Here is a 20,669-nt window from a genome sequence, read left to right as displayed (position 1 = left end):
GCATGGGCAACGCCACCGCCACCCTTTAAGCTTGCGCGATGCCCGTCATCCGCCAGCTTCCTCCCGACCTTATCAACCAGATCGCCGCCGGCGAGGTGATCGAGCGGCCGTCCTCGGTGGTGAAGGAACTGGTCGAGAACAGCCTCGACGCCGGCGCTACCCGCATCGAGGTGGACATCGAACAGGGTGGCGCCCGGCTGATCCGCGTGCGCGACGATGGCGGTGGCATCGGGCCGGACGACCTGCCCTTGGCGGTGGCGTCCCATGCCACCAGCAAGATTGGCAGCTTCGACGATCTCGAGCACGTCGCCAGCATGGGTTTCCGCGGTGAGGCGCTGGCGTCGGTCGCCTCGGTGGCGCGTTTCGCGCTGACGTCGCGCCTGCGCGATGCCGACAGCGCGTTCCGGCTGGAAGTCGACGGCGGGCGCATGCAGCCGGTGCGTCCGGCGCAGCATCCGGCGGGCACCAGCGTCGAGGTGCGTGACCTGTTCTTCAACGTGCCTGCCCGGCGGAAGTTCCTGCGCGCCGAGCGCACGGAACTGGCGCACATCGACGATTTGCTCAAATCCCTCTCGCTCGCGCGCCGCTCGGTGGAGTTCCGCCTGAGCCATAACGGCAAGCCGCTGCGCCTGTTCAGGGCCTGCCAGGACCAATCGGCCGCACTGGCCCGTGTGGGCGAGGTCCTGGGCGAAAACTTCCCGGCGCAGAGCCTGCACATCGACCACGCAGCGGCGGGCATGCAGCTGTCCGGTTGGGTCGGCTTGCCGACCGCTTCGCGCGGGCAGAACGATGGCCAGTATTTCTATGTCAACGGGCGGCTGGTGCGCGACCGCGTGGTCGCCCATGCGGTGCGCCAGGCCTATGCGGACGTGCTGTTCCACGGTCGCCATCCCGCCTTCGTGCTGTACCTGGAACTCGATCCGGCCGGCGTGGACGTCAACGTGCATCCGGCCAAGCACGAGGTGCGTTTCCGCGAGCAGCGGCTGGTGCACGATTTTCTCTTTCGCAGCCTGCACGAGGCGCTGGCGCAAACGCGGGCAGGGCTGGCAGCGCAGCCGTCGTCGCTCGAACCGGAGACGGCGTCGGCACCGTCGTATTCCTACGGTGGCCAGGCGAGTGGACGCCCCGCGCAGTTCGCGCAAAGCCGGCTCAGCCTCGGCCTGCGTGACGAGCCGCTGGCCGATTACGCCACGCTGCTGGGCGAGCCATCGGCGCGGATGGACGCTGCCGTGGCCACGGCGATGCCCGAGACCGACGAGCGCGAGGCGCCGCCGCTGGGCTTCGCCATCGCCCAGCTCAAGAGCATCTACATCCTCGCCGAGAATGCGCACGGCCTGGTGCTGGTAGACATGCATGCGGCGCACGAGCGCATCACCTACGAAAAGCTCAAGAACGGTCGCGCCTGCAGCAACCTGCGCTCGCAGATGCTGCTGGTGCCGCTGAGCCTGTCCGTGAGCGCGAAGGAAGCCGCGGCCGCCGAGGAACACGCCGAAGCATTGGCCGATTGGGGTCTGGAGCTCTCGCGTAGCGGTCCGTCGACCGTGGTGGTGCGGCGCATCCCGGCGTTGCTCGAGGGCGCCGACGTCGGCCAGCTCACCACCGACGTGCTGGCCGAGCTGGCCCAGCACGGCAGTTCGCGACGGTTGCAGGAGCTGGAGAACGAACTGCTATCGACGATGGCCTGCCACGGTTCGGTGCGCGCGGGGCGGCGGCTGACGCTGCCGGAGATGAATGCGCTGCTGCGCGAGATGGAGGCGACCGAGCGCTCCGGCCAGTGCAACCACGGGCGGCCGACCTGGGTGCAGCTGTCGGTGGGCGAACTCGATCGGCTGTTCCTGCGCGGTCGCTGATCCTGCAGGAGCGCACCTGTGGGCGAGCGCCCTGCGTCCCGGTCGCACAGGCGCGATCCACGGGGCACGCATGCGGGCTCGTCTATACTCGAACGCCACCCCACGCTGGAGAGCCCCATGCTTCGCGCCAGCCTGTTCCTCGCCGCCATCACCCTGGGAGCCGTTGCCGTGCACGCCGCCGATACCGATCCGTATTCCCGCCAGGTCGAGCAATGGCGCGCCGACCGCGTGGCACGGCTGACCGCTCCGGACGGCTGGTTGAGCCTGATCGGACTGGAGTGGCTGCATGAAGGCGCCAACCGCATCGGCAGCGGCGCCGACAACGACATCGTGCTCTCTGCCGGTCCGGCCCGCCTGGGCACGGTCACGCTCGCGGCGGACGGCAGCCAGCGCATCGCGCTCGACAAGGATGCGGGCGCCACCATCGACGGCAAGAGCGTCACCGAGGCGACGCTGGTCGACGACATGCACGCCGGCGCCGCGGGTCCCACCCTCGTGCGTTTCGGCAGCGCGAGCTTCTACGTGATCGACCGCGACGGCCGCAAGGCGCTGCGCGTCAAGGATCCCCAAGCGCCGACCCGCGCGCACTTCGCGGGCATCGACTATTTCCCGATCGATCCGTCCTGGCGCGTCCAGGCCGACTGGGTACCGTTCGCGCCCGGACACAAGCTGGAGATCGGTTCGGTGATCGGCACCATCGAGGCGGTGGACGTTCCCGGCAAGGCGGTGTTCCAGCGCGACGGCCACACCTTCGAACTGATGCCCTACCAGGAAGAACCGGGCGGCGAGCTGTTCTTCGTGATTGCCGACCGCACGTCCGGGAAGGAAACCTACGGCGCCGCGCGGTTCTTCTACGCGGCGTTGCCCAAGGGCGGCCTGTGGCAGCCGGGCAAGGTGGAGCTGGATTTCAACAAGGCCTACAACCCGCCGTGCGCGTTCACGCCATTCGCCACCTGTCCGCTGGCGCCGCCGGAGAACCGGCTGGATCTCGCCGTGACGGCCGGTGAGAAGAAGTATCGCGGCGGACACTGACGCCGCTGTTGCAGGAGCGCCCGAAGGCGCTCCTGCAGAAGGTCTCAGCGACCCTTGAACTCCGCCTTGCGCTTGGCAAGAAACGCGTTCGTCCCTTCGCGCATGTCCTCGGTGGCAAAGGCCAGCGCGAAGCCCTGTGTCTCGAACTCCAGGCCCTGGTCCAGCGCCGTCTCGCCGCCGAGCAGAATCGCATCGAGGATGCCCGCGGCGGCCAGCGGCGCGGCGGCGGCCAACTGGTTGGCCAGCGCGTCGACGGTTTCGTCCAGCGCCTCGGGCACCACTACGCGGTTGACGATGCCAAGCTCATAGGCTCGCGGCGCGCCGATCGGCGCGCCGGTCAGGCACAGCTCCAGCGCGGCGCTGCGGCCGGCCAGCCGTACCAGGCGCTGGGTGCCGCCGAAGCCGGGGATCAGGCCCAGGTTGATTTCCGGTTGGCCGAACTTCGCCTTCTCGCTGGCCACGCGCAGGTGGCAGGCCATCGCCAATTCCATTCCGCCACCCAGCGCGAAACCCTGGATGCGCGCGATCACCGGCTTGCCCAGCCGCTCGATCGTGCTCATCAGGCGCTGCCCGGTGCGCGAGAACGACTGCGCCTGCACCGGCGTATAGCCATTCATCTCGGCTATGTCGGCGCCCGCGACGAAAGCCTTTTCGCCCGCGCCGGTGAGCACCAACGCGCGCACCGCGTCGTCCTGCGCCGCCTGGGTGAAGGCGAGGGTCAGTTCGTTGAGCGTGTCGCGGTTGAGCGCGTTGAGCTTGTCGGGGCGGTTGACGGTGATGATGCGCACCGCGTCGCGGTTGGCGATTTCCAGATTGCGATAGGCCATGACAAGCGCTCCGGCGGAGGGAAAACGCGCATGGTAGCGCGGGAACCTTTGCCGTCGCGCGGGTTCGAAGCAACGCCGGCTGCGACGCTGCATGGCGTCGCCATAGCGCTTAGCATGTCGGTACCGTCGACGATGGAGGCAAGGCATGACACGACTGGGTGGGCTGGCGCTTGGCATGCTGCTGCTGGGAAGCGTGGCACATGCGCAGGATCGCGCCGCCGCGCCGTCGTCGCAGGTCAAGCTGGACAAGCACAAGCTGTCCTACGCGATCGGCTACCAGATCGGCAGCCAGTTCGCCGGCGGTGAACCCGACGTGGACCTGGCCACCGTGCAGAAGGCCATGGCCGACGCCTATGCCAAGCGCCATCCGGCCGTCCCGATGCAGGACATGCACGCGCAGCTCGAGCGCCTGGAGCAGCAACTGCATGCCAACGCGGTGGACGAGTTCAAGCACATCGCGGCGGCCAACGCGCGCAAGAGCGCGCAATTCATGGCACAGAACCGCAAGCGCCCGGGTGTGGTGCAATTGCCCTCGGGCATCCAGTACGCGGTGATCGCCGCGGGCGCGGGCACGCAGACGCCCAAGGTCACCAGCACCGTGACGGTCAACTACCGCGGCATGCTGGTCGACGGTACCGAGTTCGACAGTTCCTGGGCGCACGGTGCACCGGTGACGTTCCAGGTCGACAAGGTCATCCCCGGCTGGCAGGACGTGATCCCGCGCATGCACGTGGGCGATCGCTGGAAGGTGGTGATCCCGCCGCAACTGGCCTACGGCGAACGCGGGCAACTGCCGCGGATCGGGCCGAACGAGGCGCTGGTGTTCGAGATCGAGTTGCTGGATATCGCCAAGTAGCGAGCAGGTCCATTGATTCCGGCGCGTTGCGCCAGCGCTCAGGGTGAAGTCGAGGTACTTGCCGCACAGCCAGGCGTCCGCGCATCGGCTAAAATCGTGCGAATGCCGCACGACCCCCCCGTTCCCGTTGCCCCCTTGACCCCCTGCATCGGCATCTGTCGCCTGGATGCACGCGGCTGGTGCGAGGGCTGCCTGCGCAGCGGCGAGGAAATCGCGCGCTGGCGGACCATGGACGACGCCGAGCGCCTGCGCTACATGCGCGAGATCCTGCCGTCGCGCGCGAGGGCGTGATGGACGGCGCGCCGGAGCGTCCGGACGAGGGCGTGTTCGACGCGCTGCCTCGTATTCTGCGGCCACTCTCCGATCCGCCCGCGGCCCCGGGCTGGAATCACGCACAGATGGCCGACCTGCTCGGCGACACACCGAGGCGCCCCGCAGCCGTGCTGGTCGGCGTGCGCGAAGGCGTGCAACCGCGACTGGTCCTCACCGTGCGCACCGCCCACCTGCAATCGCATGCGGGGCAGGTAGCCTTTCCCGGAGGCCGGCAGGATCCGGGCGACCTCGATGCAATCGACACCGCCCTGCGCGAAAGCGAGGAAGAGATCGGGCTGGAGCGCGCGCTGGTGCAACCGTTGGGTTTCCTCGACTGCTTCGAGACGATCAGCGGCTATTGCGTCACGCCGGTGGTCGCGCGCATCGCCGAGCGCGCGATGCTCTACCCGACCCCGGCAGAAGTGGCCGAAGTCTTCGAGGTGCCGTTCGCGTTCTTCCTTGAACCGGCAAACCTCAGGCGCTACGTGATGGATTACCGCGGGCACCGGCGGGCGATGGCGGAATTCGTCCACGGCGGCCATCGCATCTGGGGAGCGACCGCCGCGATGCTCCTCAACCTGCTCGAGAGGATGGAAAACGCATGAGCCTGCACACCACGCTGATCGATGCGGCCACGCTGGCAGCGATACCGCCGGACCAGGTCCTGATCGTCGATTGCCGGGCGGATCCAGCCGGCGCCGGCGCGGCCGATCCGGACAAGCCCGAGCGCGAGTACCGCGAGGCCCATATTCCGGGCGCCGTGCATGCCAGCCTGGAACACGACCTTTCCGACCTCGGCCGCAAGGGCCAGGGACTGGGCCGCCATCCGCTGCCGCTGGAGCGGGCGTTTTCCGCCGTGCTCGGCCGCTGGGGCTGGCGTCCGGGCCTGCAGGTGGTGGCCTACGATGCCGGCAGCAGTGCGCTTGCGGCGGCCCGCCTCTGGTGGCTGCTTCGCCTGGCCGGCGTGCGCGAGGTTGCCGTCCTCGATGGTGGCTTCGCCGCCTGGCGCGAGGCCGGGTTGCCGGTCGAAAGCGGTGCCGTCGAGCGCACGCCGAGCCAGCTCGACGTGCACTTCGATCCCACCCAGGCGATCACCGATCACGCCGCGTTGCACGCCGATCCTGCCCCGGTGTTGCTGGATGCGCGCGCGGCCGCGCGTTATCGCGGCGACACCGAGCCGCTGGATCGCGCCGCCGGCCACGTCCCCGGCGCGCTCAACCGTCCTTATGCGGACAACCTCGACGCCAGCGGGCGGTTCAAGCCGCCGGCACGACTGCGCGCGGAGTTTGCGGCGGTGCTGGGCGACACGCGGCCACAGGACGTCGTGCACATGTGCGGCTCGGGCGTCACCGCCTGCCACAACCTCTTGGCGATGGAGCATGCCGGGCTGAAGGGTTCGCGTCTTTATGCGCCCTCATGGAGCGGCTGGGTGAGCGACCCGTCGCGACCGATCGCCACCGGCTGAGCTGACTGTGGAGCCCATTCGTGGGCGATGCCTTTTCCCCGGACGGGTTGAAGAGCGTCACCCGCGGATGGCCTCCGAAGAAGAGGATCGGCGGCTCAGGCGCCCTTGGCCTTCAGCCGCGCGACCAGTCCCTGCAGCGTCGCCTGTGTTTCCGCGTGGAAGTAGGCGTCCATGAAGGCGTCCAGCGGCAGGGCATCGACATCCTTCCATGCCGCGCGCAGGTCAGCGCGGGCCAGCTCGCGGGTGGCCAGCATCGCGTGGCGCGGGAGCGCCAGCAGTTCGGTGAGCCAGTGCACCGCGCGGGTGACCACCTGGTCCACGCCGGTCAGCTCGTCCACGAACCCGCAGGCCAGCGCCTGCTCGGCCTCGATCATGGCGCCGGCGACCAGCAGCCGCTCGGCGCGGTAAGTGCCGACCACGCGACGCAGCGCGAGCTGGATGCAGTCGGGCACCATCAGGCCGACCTGGACCTCGTTGAGGCCGATGCGGAACGGGCCCTGCGCCATCACGCGGTAGTCGCAGAACAACGCCAGCACGGCGCCGCCGGCGGGGCTGTGGCCGGTGATCGCCGCCACCGCCGGGACCGGCAAATGGGCGAGGTCCGCGCACAGGTCGAACAGCGCGCGCCAATAAGCCCGCACGCCGGCGCGGTCGCGTTGCAGCAGCTCGGGCACGTCCACGCCAGCGGAGAACAGGCCTTGCGCGCCGGAGATCACCAACCCGCGCGCGCCGTCGCGTGGCGCCTGTGCGAGGGCATCGCGCAGCGCCGCGATCAGGTCCAAGTTCAACGCATTGACCGGCGGGCGGGCCAGGCGGATCTCGGCGATGTCGCCGTCGTGCGGGAGGATGTCGAGCATGGCGTGATCCTTGGCTTGTTTGTTGAACGCGACGAATCGGCCGCTGCAGGAGCGCCCCTGTGCATGACCGTACGGATGGCGGTCGCGCACAGGAGCGCTCTGCAGCGATATGTCGTGGCTACTGGTCCGCGGCCCAGCGGTAATGCACCGCGTAGTCCAGTGTCGCCTTGCCCCCGGCTGGCACATTCACCTTGAACTCCAGCACGTCCGGCGACTGCTTGTCCGGCTTGACCGACGAGGACACCAGCGTCCATTCTCGCCAGCGGCTCGGGTGCTCGCGCACGGTCACCACGCGCGCAGACTCGCCAGCGTTGGTGAGGGTGATGCGGAACGCTTCATCCATCGCGCGCGCGGCCTTGTCCACCTTGAACGAGGTGCGCTCGCGCTCGGCACGCAGGTCGAAGGCAGTGCCGAGCGAGAGGGTGGCGTCGCTGCCCTTGGGCGTGTCGTCGATGCGGCCTTCGCCAAGGAATTGCGGCGTGCCCTGGTTGTCGTTGCCCAGTACGCGCAGATAGCCGGCCGGCAGGCTGTCGAAGGCGGTGAAACGCAAGGTGCTTTCGATGGTGTTGCCACCGCCGGTGTTGAAGTCGGGAGCAAGCATGGGCTCGGGCGGTGTCCAGGCGTTGCCGTTCTCGTACAGCGCGGTGCGCTCGCACGCCAGCGTCCGGGTCGCGTAGAGCGGCACCTGGCTGACACTGCCGTCGGGCAGGTCGACCGGCTGGGGCAGCGTGTAGAGGCGGTAATCTCCGAGCGAGGACTGCTGCGGCATGTCGGCTGCCCCGGCCTTGTAGGCACGGGCCATCGACATCGCCATAGGCTGCGGCGCTTCCAGTTTGGCGAAGCGCGGTTCGCCGGCGACCAGCTTCAGCGTGGCATCGTGCCAGTCGCGTCCGCTGCGGTTGGCGATGCTGGCGCGCGATTCGAACTGCATGCGGCACGTGCCGCCCGGCACAAGCGTGGCGACGTAGGCGGCGCGCCAACCCAGGCCGGCGGTGGGATAGCTCAATGTTGCAATAGCGGTGCCGGCACGCGCGGCGTCCACGCGCAGGCGCAGGCTGGCGCCGGTGGGGAAACTCCCGCCGGCGCTGCGCACCGCGGCGTAGTCGCGTACCAGCGTCGTGCCCATTGCGCCCTTGACGAGCAGGCCGGTGCCGGCGCGCAGCAGGGTGCCTTGCGCCAGCGACTCGCCGTTGTCGCCGAGCACCGTGATCTCCTGGCCGACCAGCCCGGCGAGTGCCGCCTCGTTGCCCTGGCCGAGCAACAGCCGTTGGGAAACCAGCACGGCCTGGTCTTTGCCGAATGAGAGCGCAATGGCTTCGGGATCGAGGTAGAGCGGCAGGTCGCCGACGGCGACGTCCTGCGTGCCGGCCTTGAGCTGCAACGTGCGCTGCTCGCGCACCACCGCATGGCCCTCACCCACGCTGCCGTCGCCGGAGGACGCGAACAGGGCGGCGCTGTCGCTTCGGTAAAGGGTAAGCGCGGTGCCGGCGTCTGCCGCCTGCGCCGTGGACATCGCCATGAAGGCAGCGCAAGCGGTGGCGAGAACCGTGGAACGGGGGAGTGTCGTCATGGGGCACCTTCCGTTTTGGGGAGCGCTCATCATAGCGACCGTTCCGCCGCCCGCGTGGCCACCGCCGCGCAGCCCGGCTCGCGCCGGTCAGGTCTGTCCAAGCCAGGTGCCCGCCACCCGGCTATGGTGGCTCCAGCCCTTTCGGATGACAGGCCATGCCAGCTCCTTCGATCATCGACATTGCGCCCGCGCGCCTGCCCGAGGATCTTGAACTCGTGCGCGGGCTTTTCGAGGAATACGTGGCCAGCCTGGATATCGATCTTTCCTTCCAGGACATTGATGCGGAACTTGCGCACCTGCCGGGAAAGTACGTGCCGCCGCGAGGGGTCGTGCTGCTCGCCCGCGACACGACGGGCGCCGCCTTGGGCTGCGTCGCGCTGCGGCCGTGGTCAGTGCAGGGCGAGTGCGAGATCAAGCGTCTGTACGTGCGGCCCGCGGCGCGAGGACGATCTCTGGGGCGACTGTTGGCAGAGGCGGCGATCGCCTGGGCGATCCAGGCGGGCCATCACCGCGTGTTGCTGGATACGCTCGCCTCGATGCACGCCGCACGCGAGCTTTATGCCTCGCTCGGGTTCCAGCCCGTCGAGCCGTACTACGTGAACCCGGTGCCCGGCACGCTGTACATGGCGCTCGGTCTTCCGCCCGGCACGGTCTGAGCGGTCAGCCGGCGACCCAGCCGGCACGGAAGGTGGCCGGCGTCATGCCAAACGTCCTCACGAACTCCCGGTTGAGATGGGCCTGGTCGTAAAAGCCGGCATCGAGCGCCGCCTCGCTGACGGGCGCATGCTGGCGCAGCCGCGCCTTGGCGTGGTGCAAGGCCAGCAGGACGTGGAAGTTGTGCAGGCCGGTGCCGGTCTCGCGGCGGAACGCACGTGCAAGATGGCCGGCCGAAACCCCGCATGCCTGCGCCACGCTTTCCACGTCGGTATGCAGCGATGAACGGTGCATCAGCAGCTCGCGCGCTTGCGCGCCGAGCGTGTTGCCGACCTCCGTGGCGACAGGAGCGCACGGGTTCGGCATGAACTCGGAAACGAAGGCCCAGCCGTATCGGTCGACCGGTTCGAAGCGATGGACCGTGCCCGCCGGCACCGTGACCGTGTCGCCGGCGCTCACCATGCGGCAGCCGGCTGGGAGCCACAGCCGCGCGCGGCCGGCAAGCATCCGTACGACCTCGTCGCCGGCATGGAAATGAGGGCGGAAGCGCCAGGCATGCCGGTCGCCGGCGATGCTTTCGACCGCGCCCGCTCCGCTGCGCTGCACCCGGAAGGCCGTGCGTGGTGCATGGGCGCGGGCGCGCATGGTCAGTCCTGCGCGGCCGCCTGGCGGATCGCGTCGGGCAACGGCACCGGCTTGCCGGTGGCCGGGTCCATCCAGACCATCACCACGTGGCCGTCGCCGTACAGGCGCTCGGGGTTCTCGACATCCAGGATGCGGTGGGCGATGGTCATCGAACTGGTGCCCAGCCGCTCGCAGAAGAGCTCCACGCTCAATTGCGCCGGCCACTCGATCGGCCGGCGGTAGTTGAGCTGGACGGCCGCCATCACCGGCATCGCGTTTTCGTCGAACCACGGGCCCGGCACATGGCTGAGCCACTGCAGCCGCGCCTCTTCCAGGTAGGTGAGGTAGTTGGAATTGTTGACGTGGTTGAACGCGTCCAGGTCGCGCCAGCGGACCGGCAACGCTGCGGTGAACAGCGGCGTGGGCGTGGCCGGCGGCGCCTGTTCGGCAAGGCGTTCGTCCGCGGCCTTCTTCGTCGACTTGCGCGGGCTCATTGGGCCTTCTTCTTGCGCGGCATGGGCCTGTGCTTGTCGGCCGAGGCGATGTGCTTGAGCGTGTTCTTGGTGCGCTTGGCCGCCGGCTTTTCCTCGGCAGGCGCCGGTGCCTTGAGATGCGGCACCAGGAAGCGTCCGGTGTGTGACTCGGACGAAGCGGCCACCTCTTCCGGCGTGCCGGCGATAAGGATACGCCCGCCGCCGGCGCCGCCCTCCGGGCCGAGGTCAACGATCCAGTCGGCGGTCTTGATCACGTCGAGGTTGTGCTCGATCACCACCACGGTGTTGCCCTGGTCGACCAGCTGGTGCAGCACGTCGAGCAACTGCTCGATGTCGTGGAAGTGCAGGCCGGTGGTGGGCTCGTCCAGGATGTACAGCGTGCGGCCGGTGTCGCGCTTGGACAGCTCCTTGGAGAGCTTCACGCGCTGGGCCTCGCCGCCGGAAAGCGTGGTCGCGCTCTGGCCGAGCTTGATGTAGTCCAGGCCTACGGCGCGCAGCGTGTCGAGCTTGCGCGCGATGGTCGGCACGTTCTCGAACAGCTTCAGCGCGTCCTCGACCGTCATGTCGAGCACGTCCGCGATCGTGTTGCCCTTGTAGTGGATCTCCAGCGTCTCGCGGTTGTAGCGCTTGCCATGGCAGACGTCGCAGGGCACGTACACGTCCGGGAGAAAGTGCATCTCCACCTTGATCATGCCGTCGCCTTCGCACGCCTCGCAGCGGCCACCGCGTACGTTGAAGCTGAAGCGGCCGGGGGTGTAGCCGCGCGCACGCGCCTCGGGCACCTGCGCGAACAGTTCGCGCAGCGGCGTGAACAGCCCGGTGTAGGTGGCCGGGTTGGAGCGCGGCGTGCGGCCGATCGGCGATTGGTCGATGTCGACCACCTTGTCGAACAGGTCCATGCCACTGACCGACTCGAACGGCGCCGGCTGCGCGCTGGCGCCATTCAACTCGGAGGCGGCCAGGCGGAACAGCGTGTCGTTGACCAGCGTGGACTTGCCCGAGCCGGACACGCCAGTCACGCAGGTGAACAGCTTGGCCGGGATCGCCAGGTCGACGTGCTTGAGGTTGTTGCCGCGCGCGCCCTTCAGGCGCAGCCAGGCGTCCTCGTCGACCGGCTTGCGCCGCTCGGCGGGAACCTCGATGGCGCGCGTGCCCGAGAGGTACTGGCCGGTGATCGAGCGCTCGGAGCCGAGGATGTCCTTGAGCGTGCCCTGCGCAACCACCTCGCCGCCGTGCACGCCGGCGCCAGGGCCGATGTCGAGCACGTGGTCGGCCATGCGGATGGCGTCCTCGTCGTGTTCGACCACGATCACCGTGTTGCCCAGGTCGCGCAGGCGGGTGAGGGTGCCCAGCAGGCGCTCGTTGTCGCGCTGATGCAGGCCGATCGAGGGCTCGTCCAGCACGTACATCACGCCGACCAGGCCGGCGCCGATCTGGCTGGCCAGGCGGATGCGCTGGGCTTCGCCGCCGGAAAGGGAGTCAGCCTGGCGGTCCAGCGTGAGGTAGTTGAGGCCGACGTCGTTGAGGAAGGTCAGCCGCTCGCGGATTTCCTTGACGATCTTGGCCGCGATCTCGCCGCGCCAGCCGGCGAGCTTCAGGTCGTCGAAGAATCCCAGTGCATCGTCGATCGAGCGGTTGGTCAGCGCGGGCAGCGGCTGGTCGGACACGAAAACGTTGCGCGCCGAGCGGTTCAGGCGCTGGCCTTCGCAGGTCGGACAGGGATGGTCGCTGATGTACTTGGCAAGCTCCTCGCGCACCGCGGACGATTCGGTTTCCTTGTAGCGCCGCTCGAGGTTGGGGAGGATGCCCTCGAAGGCATGCTCGCGGGTCACCCGGCCGCCGCGCTCGGTGAGGTAGCGGAAGGCGATCTTTTCCTTGCCGCTGCCGTAGAGGATCGCCTGCTGGATGTGCGGAGGCAGGTCGCGCCAGCGCGTATCGGCCTCGAAGCCGTAGTGCGCGGCCAGCGAGAGCAGCATCTGGAAGTAGTGCGGGTTGCGCCGGTCCCAACCACGGATCGCGCCGTTGGAGAGCGGCAGTTCGGGATGGCCGACCACGCGCGCCGGGTCGAACACCTGGGTCACGCCCAGGCCGTCGCAGCTGGGGCAGGCGCCGATCGGCGAGTTGAACGAGAACAGGCGCGGTTCCAGCTCCGGCAGCGAGTAATCGCAGACCGGGCAGGAGTAGCGCGAGGACAGCAGTTGCTCTGGCGCGCTGTCGTCGTCCATGTCGACCACGATCACCAGGCCGTCGCCGAGGCGCAGCGCGGTTTCGAACGACTCGGCCAGGCGCTGCTTGAGGTCCTCGCGCGGGCGGAAGCGGTCGATCACCACTTCGATGGTGTGCTTCTGGCGCAGCGTCAGCGGCGGCACCGCGTCGAGTTCGTACACCACTCCGTCGACGCGGGCGCGCACGAAACCCTGCGCGCGCAGTTGGTCGAACACCTGCACGTGTTCGCCCTTGCGCTCGCGGATGACTGGCGCGAGCAGCATCCAGCGCTTGTCGGCGTCCAGCGCCAGCGTGGCGTCGACCATCTGGCTGACGGTCTGTGCCTCCAGCGGAATGGCGTGGTCCGGACAGCGCGGCGTGCCGACGCGGGCGTAGAGCAGGCGAAGGTAGTCGTAGATCTCGGTGATCGTGCCGACGGTCGAGCGCGGGTTGTGCGAGGTCGACTTCTGTTCGATCGAGATCGCCGGGGACAGGCCCTCGATATGGTCGACGTCGGGCTTCTCCATCATCGACAGGAACTGCCGCGCGTACGCCGAGAGCGACTCCACGTAGCGGCGCTGGCCTTCGGCGTAGATCGTGTCGAAGGCGAGCGAGGATTTGCCCGAGCCGGACAGGCCGGTGATCACGATCAGGCGATCGCGCGGCAGGTCCAGGTCGATGTTCTTGAGGTTGTGCGTGCGGGCGCCGCGGATGCGTATGGTTTCCATGCGCGCTGGGATATGGGGGAGACCGGCCACTATACCAACCTGCCGAGGTCAGAAATTGAGTGCCCGGTAGGGTGGGCTTCAGCCCGCCGTTCTTTCGGACACCGCCGGTGGGCGGGAGCGCGTCCTCCGCGGACCTACGCAAAGGCTGGCGGCTGTGGCCAAATACCCGGCTCGGGACACGATGAGGAGACGCACATGCGCAAGTGGAGCCTGACGGGCATGGCCCTGCTGCTGGCGACCGGCGCCGCGGTGGCAGCCACGCCCAAACCGCCCAGCGAGGCGCAGGTACGCCAGCTGATGGACGTGTTTGGCGTGGATCGGATGCTGGGCCAGATGAACAGCCAGATGGCTGCGATGATGCAGCAACAACTGCCCTGCGTGCCGGCCGATTACTGGCAGGGGTTCATCGACGCCAAGGGGGCGCGGGAGCTCACCGAGCGCATGGTGCCGATCTACCAGCGCCACTTCAGCGCGGCCGATATCCAGGGGCTGTTGAAGTTCTACCGCTCGCCGCTGGGCAAGAAGGTCATTACCGAGATGCCCGCGACCATGGCCGAAGGCATGCAACTGGGTCAGGAGTGGGGCCGCGAACGCGCCCAGGCGATGCTGGCCGACCTGCAAAAGGGCGGCAGGATCGATGCCCAGGGTCGCTGCCCGGCCGCGCCGGCGGCGGCACCGGCGACGCGGCTGGTCGCGCCTGCCGCGGGCAGCTCTTCGGCGGGTCACTGAGCGTCCTGCTCAAAGATTGACCAGCCCCGGACGGCGTCGTTATACTTTGCCGTTCACCACGGCCGGTACGCGCGCGGTGAAACCCAAGAGAATAACGACAGAAGGGACAATCCCATGAGTTATGCAGTCATCAAGACCGGCGGCAAGCAGTACCGCGTCCAGCAGGGCGACGTGCTGCGCGTGGAGCTGCTGGATGCCGAGGAAGGCGCCAACGTGAGCTTCGACCAGGTCCTGCTGGTCGGCTCGGGCGATTCGGTCAACGTCGGCGTGCCGACCGTTGCCGGCGCCACCGTTTCGGCCACCGTGCGCCGCCACGGCCGTGCGGACAAGATCCGCATCATCAAGTTCCGCCGCCGCAAGCACCACAAGAAGCAGATGGGGCACCGGCAGCATTTCACCGAAGTCGAGATCACGGGCATCAACGCCTGATACACAGCCGAGGATTTAAGTCATGGCACATAAAAAAGGCGTAGGTTCGTCCCGCAACGGTCGCGACTCGAACCCGAAGTACCTGGGCGTGAAGATCTATGGTGGCCAGGCCATCGAGGCTGGCAACATCATCGTCCGCCAGCGTGGCACCAAGTTCCATGCCGGTACCGGCGTGGGCCTGGGCCGCGACCACACCCTGTTCGCGTTGACCGACGGCGTGGTCGAGTTCAAGACCCGCGGCGAGAACAACCGCAAGTTCGTCAGCGTCGTCAAGGGCTGATCGCTCCCGGCGCTGCAGCGAAAGCCCCGCTCCGGCGGGGCTTTTGTTTTTTGTGAAGCAAGGATCGGCGAGCGAGGAACGGGGAGCATGCAGCTTCCCGGTTAACCTTGAGCTTCGCGGTCACCTGTCACCCCTCCTGTTGCGGCTCCCTACACCATGAAATTCGTCGACGAAGCGATCATCAAAGTCCAGGCCGGTGACGGCGGCAACGGCTGCGTCAGCTTCCGTCGCGAGAAGTTCATCCCGTTTGGCGGTCCCAACGGCGGTGATGGCGGCCACGGCGGTTCGGTCTGGCTGGTGGCCGACGAGGGCCTCAACACGCTGATCGACTTCCGCCACCAGCGCAGCTTCAAGGCCCAGCGCGGCGAGAACGGCATGGGTTCGGACATGTACGGCAAGGGCGGCGAAGACACCGCCATCCGCGTGCCGGTCGGCACCGTCGTCACCAACGTCGATACCGATGAGGTGATCGGCGATCTCACCCAGCATGGCCAGCGTCTGCTGGTGGCCGAGGGTGGCAAGGGCGGGCTGGGCAACATCCATTTCAAGAGCTCGGTCAACCGGGCGCCGCGCAAGTCCACGCCGGGCACGCCTGGCGAGGTGCGCGAGCTCAAGCTCGAGCTCAAGCTGTTGGCGGACGTTGGCCTGCTGGGCTTCCCCAATGCCGGCAAGTCGACCTTCATCCGCGCCGTTTCGGCAGCGACGCCGCGGGTGGCCGATTACCCGTTCACCACGCTTCATCCGAACCTGGGCGTGGTCAGCCTGGGCACCGACCAGAGCTTCGTGATCGCCGACATTCCCGGCCTGATCGAGGGCGCCGCCGAGGGTGCGGGGCTGGGTATCCAGTTCCTGCGCCACGTTTCGCGCACCCGGTTGCTGCTGCATCTGGTGGACATCGCGCCGATCGATGGCACCGATCCGGTCGAGCAGGTGCGGGCGATCGAAGAGGAACTGGCCAAGTTCGACCCCGAGCTGCTGGAGCGTCCGCGCTGGCTGGTGCTCAACAAGGCCGACGTGCTGCCGGAGGACGAGCGCCAGGCGATCGCCGAGGACATCGTGGCCCGGCTTGAATGGAAGGAGCCGTGGTTCCTGGTGTCGGCGATCGCGCGCGACAACACCATGGCGGTCTGCCAGCAGGTGCAGCGATTCTTCGAGTCACAGCGCCAGGTACGCGACGAGCGCGTCGATATGCAACCGGGTGACGTGCGGCTGCGCGGCGAGCTGTAGCCGAACTTCTAGCGAGGTTTTCCACATCCGCCCTGTCGGTGCCCGTGAACGGGGGACAGTTTCGATAGGAAGCACCGCGCGTTCCTTCCCGGTTACGGGGCACGGGTCGGATTGAGAAGCCCTGCAGGAACCTCAAGTTCGCCTGCCCAGTCCGATTCGCGCATCATGCGGAGCTTCTGTCCGAAGAGTCTCTGCCATGCCCTCTCGCCGCGAATTCCTGAAGACCTCCGTGTTGGCCGCCGGTGCGCTTGCCGCGCCTCGCTTCGCGACCGCCGCCGCAGCCCCCTCGAAGGGCGCGCTGCCGGGCACCGACGGAGCCCGCGTGATCTCGACCTGGGATTTCGGCGTGCCCGCCAACCGGGCGGCCTGGGCTGTACTTGCTCGCGGCGGCAAGGCGCTGGACGCGGTGGAGCAGGGCGCGCAGGTGCCCGAGTCGGACCTGGCCAATCACAGCGTCGGCAAGGGCGGCTATCCGGATCGGGATGGCCACGTCACCTTGGATGCCAGCATCATGGACAGCGACGGCCGTTGTGGCGCGGTCGCATGCCTGGAACGCATCGCTCACCCGATCCGCGTGGCGCGGCGGGTGATGGAGGCCACGCCGCACGTGCTGCTGGTCGGCGATGGCGCGCTGCAGTTCGCCCGGGAGCAGGGTTTCCACGAGGAAAACTTGCTCACGCCCGAGGCCGAAAAGGCCTGGCGCGAGTGGCTGAAGACGGCGAAATACCAGCCGGTGGCCAACAGCGAGAACCTCGATTACCACCGCAGCCTGCCTGGCGGACACGACAATCACGACACCATCGGCATGCTCGCCGTAGACGCGCACGGGCGACTGGCCGGCGCCTGCACCACCAGTGGCATGGCGTGGAAGCTGCACGGTCGTGTCGGCGACAGCCCGATCATCGGCGCGGGCCTCTACGTGGACGGCGAGGTGGGTGGCGCCACGTCCACGGGCGTGGGCGAGGAGGTCATCCGCAATGCGGGCAGCTTCCTGGTGGTCGAGCTGATGCGCCAGGGGCGCAGCCCACAGGAAGCCTGCGAGGAGGCGGTGCGGCGCATAGTCAGGAAGCGTCCGGACGCGGCGAAGGAAATGCAGGTGGGCTTCCTTGCGCTGCGACGCGACGGTGCCGTAGGCGCGCACGCGATCCAGCGCGGGTTTACCTACGCCGTGTGCGATGCGAAGAAGCAGGACGGCCTGTTCGCCTCGCCCAGCGTGTACACGACCAGCTTCTCCTGACCCGGGAGCAGGGACACGGCCGGGTGGCTGCCTGCTTTTCTTACGAGCATACGAAAAGGCCGGCTTGCGCCGGCCTTCCCTTCAACCCTTGGATACGCGAGGCCGGCTTACGCCAGCTCGTGAATCTTCGCGTTGAGACGGCTCTTGTGACGAGCAGCCTTGTTCTTGTGGATGAGACCGCGCGCGGCGTAGCGGTCCATGACCGGCTGGGCGGCGGCGAAGGCTTCCACGGCGGCGGCCTTGTCCTTCGCCTCGATGGCCTTGACGACCTTCTTCAGGGCGGTGCGCACCATGGAACGGGCGCTGACGTTGCGCAGGCGGCGCTGCTCGGACTGGCGCGCGCGCTTCTTCGCGGACTTGATGTTGGCCAAGGTAGAACTCCAGAGAAGGCTTGGGTTGGAAAAAGACGGGCAATTATGCGGGCAATGCGCTGCCCGGTCAACTGTTTAGGCGGTCTCGACCGCGTGGGCATGCACGCCTCATGCGGGCCGCGGTCGCGCACAGGTGCGTTCCTGCGAACGACTCCATTTCCCCTTGTCGCCATATCGAGGCTACCGGCGCGCCCCGGCGGGCTGTCACACTAGGCCTTTGGCCGCGCCAGGTTCCGTTCCACGCATGAAATCCCCCAGCATGTTCCGCGGGCTGCTGTCCTTCAGCAGCATGACCATGATCTCCCGCGTGCTCGGCCTGGTGCGCGACATGGCGATCAACTCGGCGTTCGGCGCGAACGCGGCCACCGATGCCTTCTGGGTGGCCTTCCGCATTCCCAATTTCATGCGCCGGTTGTTCGCCGAGGGTTCCTTCTCCACAGCGTTCGTGCCCGTGTTCACGGAGGTGAAGGAGAAGGGGAGCCACGCCGATCTCAAGGAGTTGATGGCGCGGGTGTCGGGTACGCTGGGTGGCGTGTTGCTGGTGGTCACGGCGATCGGGCTGATCTTCGCACCCGAGGTCACCATGCTGTTCTCGCCCGGTGCGCTGGACGAACCGAAGAAGTTCGCCCTCACCGTGGAACTGCTGCGGCTGACCTTCCCGTTCCTGCTGTTCGTGTCGCTGACCGCGCTGTCCGGTGGCGCGCTCAACAGTTTCCACCGTTTCGGGTTGCCGGCACTGACGCCGGTGATCCTCAACCTGTGCATGATCGCCGGTGCGCTGTGGCTGTCGAAGTGGCTGGAAACGCCGATCCTTGCGTTGGGCTGGGCGATCCTGGCCGCCGGCATCCTCCAGTTGCTGTTCCAGTTGCCGGCGCTGCGCGGACTGGACCTGCTGTCACTGCCGCGCTGGGGCTGGAGCCATCCGCAGGTGCGCCGGATCATGCGGCTGATGGTGCCGACGCTGTTCGGTTCCTCGGTGGCGCAGATCAACCTGTTGCTGGACACCGTGATCGCCTCGCTGCTGATTGCCGGCTCGCAAAGCTGGCTATCGCAGGCGGACCGGTTCCTGGAACTGCCGCTGGGCGTGTTCGGCGTGGCGCTGGGCACGGTGATCCTGCCCTCGCTGTCGCGTCATCACGTCACCACCGACCGCACCGGCTTCTCGCATGCGCTGGACTGGGGCCTGCGCACGACGCTGCTGATCGCGGTGCCGGCCATGTTCGGCCTGATGTTGCTGGCCGAGCCACTGGTGGCGACGTTGTTCCAGCATGGCCGATTCGATGCGTTCGATACCCGGATGGCCACGCTGTCGATCACCGCATTGAGTTTCGGGTTGCCGGCCTTCGCGCTGGTCAAGGTACTGTTGCCGGCGTTCTACGCGAGGCAGGACACGCGCACGCCCGTGCGAGCCGGCGTGGCGTCGCTCATCGCCAACATGGCGTTGAACGTGCTGTTCGTGGCGGTGCTGTTCGCACTGTGGGCCACCCCGGCGCAGAAGCAGGCGCCCTGGCTGCAGGCGCTGGCCGAAGTGCCGGGCCTGCACATGGCGTTGGGCATGGCCAGCGCGCTGGCCAGCTACATCAACCTGGGTCTTTTGTGGCGTTGGCTCAAGCAGGCCGGGGTCTACGAACGCCAACACGGCTGGACGCGGCATTTCCTGCGGCTGGCGGTGGCGTGCGCCGCGATGGTGGCCGTGCTGTTGCTCGGGCGCTGGCTGTGGCAGGACTGGACCTCGGTATCGACCTTCACGCGCGTCTGGCACCTGGCCGTGCTGGTGGGGGCGGGCGGGATCACCTACGTCGTGGCGCTGTTTGCCATGGGTTTCCGCTTGCGCGAATTGCGTGGGGTCTGATGCCAGTGGGGCGCCCGGGACGCTCCGGCAGCGCGTGAACAGTCCGCCACAGGCGTCCGCTTATACTGGCCGGATGACAAGACTTTCCCGGGACCTTGCGGGCCCCTGCCTGGCCCCCGAGGGCAGCGTGGTGGCCATTGGCGCCTTCGACGGACTGCATCGGGGGCACCAGGCCCTGCTGGCCGAGGTGCACATCCGCGCCGCCGCACTGCGGGCGCAGCCGGCGGTGGTCAGTTTCGAACCCCTGCCGCGGGCGTACTTCTCGCCCGAGCCGGTTCCGCGGCTCTCCAGCGTGCGCGAAAAACTCAAGGGTTTCGCGGCCGCGGGGATGGCGCAGGCACTGATGCTGCGTTTCAACGCGGCGTTGACTGCCATGCCCGCCGGGGATTTCGTGCGGCGCGTACTGATCGATCGGCTGGCGGCGCGGGAAGTCTGGGTCGGCGAGGATTTTCGCTTCGGTCACAAGCGCACAGGCGACGTGGCCATGCTCGAGCGCATGGGCGCGGAGCTGGGGTTCACCACGCGCGTGATGCCACCGGTCCTGCTCGACGGTGCACGTGTGTCGGCCACGCGCGTGCGGGCGCTGCTCGCGGCCGGCGAGTTCGCCGGCGCCACGCCACTGCTCGGCCGGCCGTTCGTGATCGATGGGCGGGTCGAGCGCGGCAACCAGCTGGGCCGAACGCTGGGCTTTCCCACGGCCAACATCCACTTGCGTGGTCGGGTCAGCCCCATCCAGGGCATTTTCGCGGTGCGCGTCGGGCTCGGCGAGGCCCCGTGCAGCTGGCCGGGCGTGGCATCGCTCGGGCTGCGGCCGACGGTCAACGAGGTTGCGCAGCCGGTACTGGAGGTGTGCCTGTTCGACTTCGAGGGCGATCTTTATGGCCGGCGCATGGCGGTCGAGTTCGTCGCCAAGCTGCGCGAGGAGCAGAAGTTCGACGGCCTGGAGTCGCTGACGGTGCAGATGCACGAGGACGCGCGCCAGGCGCGCGAGCTGCTGGGCATGAATCCGCGTTTGGCGGAAGCCTGAATGTAGAGCGCACCTGGCGGCGACGGCGGTATGCCCGCGCCGC

General features: G+C 68.1%; 19 protein-coding genes and 1 pseudogene. 13 read left to right on the top strand and 7 right to left on the bottom strand.

Annotated features, from left to right (window positions below):
- Positions 1-38: 38 nt before the first annotated feature.
- Both mutL and ACFWZ4_RS02880 read left to right on the top strand, forming a co-directional pair.
- Positions 39-1,850 carry a DNA mismatch repair endonuclease MutL gene (mutL, locus tag ACFWZ4_RS02885; RefSeq protein WP_439703227.1) on the top strand — a complete coding sequence of 604 codons (1,812 nt, stop codon included), beginning with the start codon at positions 39-41 and terminating at the stop codon, positions 1,848-1,850.
- A gap of 117 nt (positions 1,851-1,967) precedes the next feature.
- Entirely contained in the window at positions 1,968-2,882 is a 915-nt protein-coding gene (locus ACFWZ4_RS02880) for a DUF1684 domain-containing protein (RefSeq protein WP_439703226.1), read from the top strand.
- Positions 2,883-2,926: 44 nt separating this feature from the next.
- Here ACFWZ4_RS02880 and ACFWZ4_RS02875 read toward each other — a convergent pair whose 3' ends face one another.
- Positions 2,927-3,709 (bottom strand): enoyl-CoA hydratase/isomerase family protein, encoded by a 783-nt coding sequence (locus tag ACFWZ4_RS02875; RefSeq protein ID WP_439703225.1) that lies wholly within the window; start codon positions 3,707-3,709, stop codon positions 2,927-2,929.
- A gap of 145 nt (positions 3,710-3,854) precedes the next feature.
- Here ACFWZ4_RS02875 and ACFWZ4_RS02870 point away from each other — a divergent pair, with 145 nt between their 5' ends.
- The 3 genes and pseudogenes from ACFWZ4_RS02870 (at position 3,855) to ACFWZ4_RS02860 (ending at position 6,342) form a co-directional block, all read left to right on the top strand.
- Entirely contained in the window at positions 3,855-4,565 is a 711-nt protein-coding gene (locus ACFWZ4_RS02870) for an FKBP-type peptidyl-prolyl cis-trans isomerase (RefSeq protein WP_439703224.1), read from the top strand.
- Positions 4,566-4,667: 102 nt separating this feature from the next.
- Positions 4,668-5,482, top strand: a pseudogene (locus ACFWZ4_RS02865) (NUDIX hydrolase).
- The gene (locus ACFWZ4_RS02860; protein ID WP_439703223.1) at positions 5,479-6,342 is read left to right on the top strand and encodes a sulfurtransferase; all 864 of its coding nucleotides are present in this window, start codon (positions 5,479-5,481) and stop codon (positions 6,340-6,342) included. Before ACFWZ4_RS02865 ends, ACFWZ4_RS02860 begins: the two are co-directional and overlap by 4 nt.
- Before the next feature lie 95 nt (positions 6,343-6,437).
- Here ACFWZ4_RS02860 and ACFWZ4_RS02855 read toward each other — a convergent pair whose 3' ends face one another.
- Together ACFWZ4_RS02855 and ACFWZ4_RS02850 are read right to left on the bottom strand one after the other, a co-directional pair.
- Positions 6,438-7,199, bottom strand: coding sequence for an enoyl-CoA hydratase/isomerase family protein (locus ACFWZ4_RS02855; protein ID WP_439703222.1), 762 nt, complete (start codon positions 7,197-7,199; stop codon positions 6,438-6,440).
- A gap of 118 nt (positions 7,200-7,317) precedes the next feature.
- Positions 7,318-8,769: a DUF4139 domain-containing protein gene (locus tag ACFWZ4_RS02850; protein WP_439703221.1), complete on the bottom strand. Its 1,452-nt coding sequence runs from the start codon at positions 8,767-8,769 to the stop codon at positions 7,318-7,320.
- Positions 8,770-8,924: 155 nt separating this feature from the next.
- Here ACFWZ4_RS02850 and ACFWZ4_RS02845 point away from each other — a divergent pair, with 155 nt between their 5' ends.
- Positions 8,925-9,425 carry a GNAT family N-acetyltransferase gene (locus ACFWZ4_RS02845; RefSeq protein ID WP_439703220.1) on the top strand — a complete coding sequence of 167 codons (501 nt, stop codon included), beginning with the start codon at positions 8,925-8,927 and terminating at the stop codon, positions 9,423-9,425.
- Between the two features lie 4 nt (positions 9,426-9,429).
- On the opposite strand, the gene ACFWZ4_RS02840 is transcribed toward ACFWZ4_RS02845, so the two are convergent.
- The 3 genes from ACFWZ4_RS02840 to uvrA are packed head-to-tail and all read right to left on the bottom strand — an operon-like array spanning position 9,430 to position 13,474.
- A complete protein-coding gene (locus tag ACFWZ4_RS02840; protein ID WP_439703219.1) occupies positions 9,430-10,068 on the bottom strand; it encodes an AraC family transcriptional regulator in 639 nt (212 codons plus the stop codon).
- A 2-nt stretch (positions 10,069-10,070) separates the two neighbouring features.
- The gene (locus ACFWZ4_RS02835) at positions 10,071-10,541 is read right to left on the bottom strand and encodes an acyl-CoA thioesterase (protein WP_439703218.1); all 471 of its coding nucleotides are present in this window, start codon (positions 10,539-10,541) and stop codon (positions 10,071-10,073) included.
- The gene (gene uvrA, locus ACFWZ4_RS02830; RefSeq protein WP_439703217.1) at positions 10,538-13,474 is read right to left on the bottom strand and encodes an excinuclease ABC subunit UvrA; all 2,937 of its coding nucleotides are present in this window, start codon (positions 13,472-13,474) and stop codon (positions 10,538-10,540) included. Before uvrA ends, ACFWZ4_RS02835 begins: the two co-directional genes overlap by 4 nt.
- Positions 13,475-13,669: 195 nt before the next feature.
- On the opposite strand from uvrA, the gene ACFWZ4_RS02825 reads away from it, so the two are divergent.
- The 5 genes from ACFWZ4_RS02825 (at position 13,670) to ACFWZ4_RS02805 (ending at position 17,376) form a co-directional block, all read left to right on the top strand.
- Entirely contained in the window at positions 13,670-14,203 is a 534-nt protein-coding gene (locus ACFWZ4_RS02825) for a DUF2059 domain-containing protein (RefSeq protein ID WP_439703216.1), read from the top strand.
- Between the two features lie 114 nt (positions 14,204-14,317).
- A complete protein-coding gene (rplU, locus tag ACFWZ4_RS02820; RefSeq protein WP_209614596.1) occupies positions 14,318-14,632 on the top strand; it encodes a 50S ribosomal protein L21 in 315 nt (104 codons plus the stop codon).
- A 22-nt stretch (positions 14,633-14,654) separates the two neighbouring features.
- Positions 14,655-14,912, top strand: coding sequence for a 50S ribosomal protein L27 (gene rpmA / locus ACFWZ4_RS02815; RefSeq protein ID WP_091336927.1), 258 nt, complete (start codon positions 14,655-14,657; stop codon positions 14,910-14,912).
- 156 nt (positions 14,913-15,068) lie between these two features.
- Positions 15,069-16,139 (top strand): Obg family GTPase CgtA, encoded by a 1,071-nt coding sequence (gene cgtA / locus ACFWZ4_RS02810; protein ID WP_439703215.1) that lies wholly within the window; start codon positions 15,069-15,071, stop codon positions 16,137-16,139.
- Between the two features lie 196 nt (positions 16,140-16,335).
- Entirely contained in the window at positions 16,336-17,376 is a 1,041-nt protein-coding gene (locus ACFWZ4_RS02805; RefSeq protein WP_439703214.1) for a N(4)-(beta-N-acetylglucosaminyl)-L-asparaginase, read from the top strand.
- A gap of 107 nt (positions 17,377-17,483) precedes the next feature.
- Here ACFWZ4_RS02805 and rpsT read toward each other — a convergent pair whose 3' ends face one another.
- Complete coding sequence (gene rpsT, locus ACFWZ4_RS02800) at positions 17,484-17,747, bottom strand: 30S ribosomal protein S20 (protein ID WP_008213299.1); 264 nt, start codon at positions 17,745-17,747, stop codon at positions 17,484-17,486.
- A 244-nt stretch (positions 17,748-17,991) separates the two neighbouring features.
- Here rpsT and murJ point away from each other — a divergent pair, with 244 nt between their 5' ends.
- On the top strand, positions 17,992-19,599 hold the full coding sequence (murJ, locus tag ACFWZ4_RS02795) for a murein biosynthesis integral membrane protein MurJ (RefSeq protein WP_439703213.1): 1,608 nt from the start codon (positions 17,992-17,994) through the stop codon (positions 19,597-19,599).
- A gap of 73 nt (positions 19,600-19,672) precedes the next feature.
- Positions 19,673-20,626, top strand: a complete 954-nt coding sequence (locus ACFWZ4_RS02790) for a bifunctional riboflavin kinase/FAD synthetase (RefSeq protein ID WP_439703212.1) — start codon at positions 19,673-19,675, stop codon at positions 20,624-20,626.
- Positions 20,627-20,669: the final 43 nt, after the last annotated feature.

It is taken from the genome of Frateuria sp. GZRe12, assembly GCF_051900535.1.
Classification (GTDB): Bacteria; Pseudomonadota; Gammaproteobacteria; order Xanthomonadales; family Rhodanobacteraceae; genus Frateuria_A.
This window is presented reverse-complemented; position numbering and strand designations above follow the sequence as displayed.